Genomic DNA, 1471 nt, shown 5'->3' with positions numbered 1-1471 from the left:
GGCTCTTCGTCAACTGTTGTTGGTGAATCCACTTATAAAAGTTCTAATTACTTTGTGATTAGAACTTTTTTTGTATGGATTCGAAAAATATACAGTACCCTGGTTCTAAATCTGAAGAAGCTACGATACCCAAAACTCGCTCGTTTAATCGCTTTGATTTTATTATTAGTTCCCTCTAAAGGCCCATTTGAATACTGAGTAATAAAGGTATTATGGATTTCTTTATGATGGGTTTGAAGCATCGTAATCGTGCTGCTCATTTCTTCAGAACAACTTTTAATATTCCAGAAAGCGGCGTTGTAGTTACTCCAACTTTTATGCTGGATTGCGATTCGTACGTGGTTTAAAATGCTATAAGTTTGCTTGAGTTCAGTATCAAGAGATAATAGTTTATGGACGACATCGGTAGCGGTAATCCAGTAGGGAAAATTAGTCCATTTATGAAAATGTTCAAAATCCAATTGGTCAGAAGGGACAAGGAGTAGTTTCCAGTAACGTTTGAGTGCTCGAAATTCACGGGAAGAAGGTGAAAACTGCTTCATCAGTCTAATTCTAGTCCTATTGAACGCCCGGTTAAGGGCATTTATAATGTGAAATTTATCCACTACTACAATCGCATTGGGAAAGATTGTCCCAACGAGCTTGGGGTATGTATAATTCATATCGGTAACGATAATTTTGACGTTTTCCCTAGCGGACTGATCGTATCGGTTAAAATACTTCTTTAGTTGGTGAATAGTTCGAAAGGGCAGTAAATCAATTAGTTCATGTGTCTGTGCATCCATAAATTCAAAGCTCATGGCATCTGTCGCCGATTTTGTACTCTTAATTTCATCCATTAAAATAACTTCGGGCAAATAGTGCAGGTTAGGCTGAAAGTCTCGCTCTGCGCGCATCAGCTCGCGACCAACAAAGGAGTCTGAGGTTGATAGTTCGTTGGCGATATGTTTTAGAGATACTGGCTCTTCAAGCTTCTCTAAACATTCCTTTCGAGTTGGATTAGAAATTGTACAGTGCTTTGGAACTAAGTTTGTTTGGGCCAAGAAAGTGGTCTGACACTCTTTACATTGAAAATTTCTCCGCTTTAATTGCAGGATAACATTATTCCCAAGCACTTTTGCGAAACGAACGTTTGTCATGCGCCAACCATAATTGATAATTTGACCATCATTGATGATACCGCAATGCGGACAAGACTTTGGACGGTAGTCTAAAGTACCATTTAGTCGAATAACGCCATCATTTTTTCTGGCACCATCTTCAATTTTGATATGATTATCTTCTATACCTAATAACAACTTTGTAGTATCATTACACATAAGGACATTTCCTTCTTTCTGAAAAATCTTCGTGGTTGTTGGTTTTTATGAACGGATAGAAATGTCCGCTTTTTTGTCTTCAATAATAATATACAAAAAATCTGTCATTAGTAATAGAGAAATCTATTACCAACAACAGATATTGTAGAACC

General features: G+C 37.3%; 1 protein-coding gene. It reads right to left on the bottom strand.

Going from position 1 to position 1471, the window contains the following annotated elements; all coding sequences use genetic code 11:
• Positions 1 to 47: 47 nt before the first annotated feature.
• Positions 48 to 1319 carry an ISL3 family transposase gene (locus tag FC81_RS03685; RefSeq protein ID WP_057743110.1) on the bottom strand — a complete coding sequence of 424 codons (1272 nt, stop codon included), beginning with the start codon at positions 1317 to 1319 and terminating at the stop codon, positions 48 to 50.
• Between the last annotated feature and the right edge of the window lie 152 nt (positions 1320 to 1471).

The sequence above is a fragment of the Liquorilactobacillus capillatus DSM 19910 genome, from assembly GCF_001434915.1.
In the GTDB taxonomy this organism is placed as follows: Bacteria; Bacillota; Bacilli; order Lactobacillales; family Lactobacillaceae; genus Liquorilactobacillus; species Liquorilactobacillus capillatus.
The sequence above is the reverse complement of the archived record's forward strand: the minus strand, read 5'-3'. Positions and strand labels throughout refer to the sequence as shown.

Excerpts from the sequence above, each read along its gene's own strand:
- FC81_RS03685 (WP_057743110.1), bottom strand. The coding sequence starts at position 1,319 with ATGTGTAATGATACTACAAAGTTGTTATTAGGTATAGAAGATAATCAT.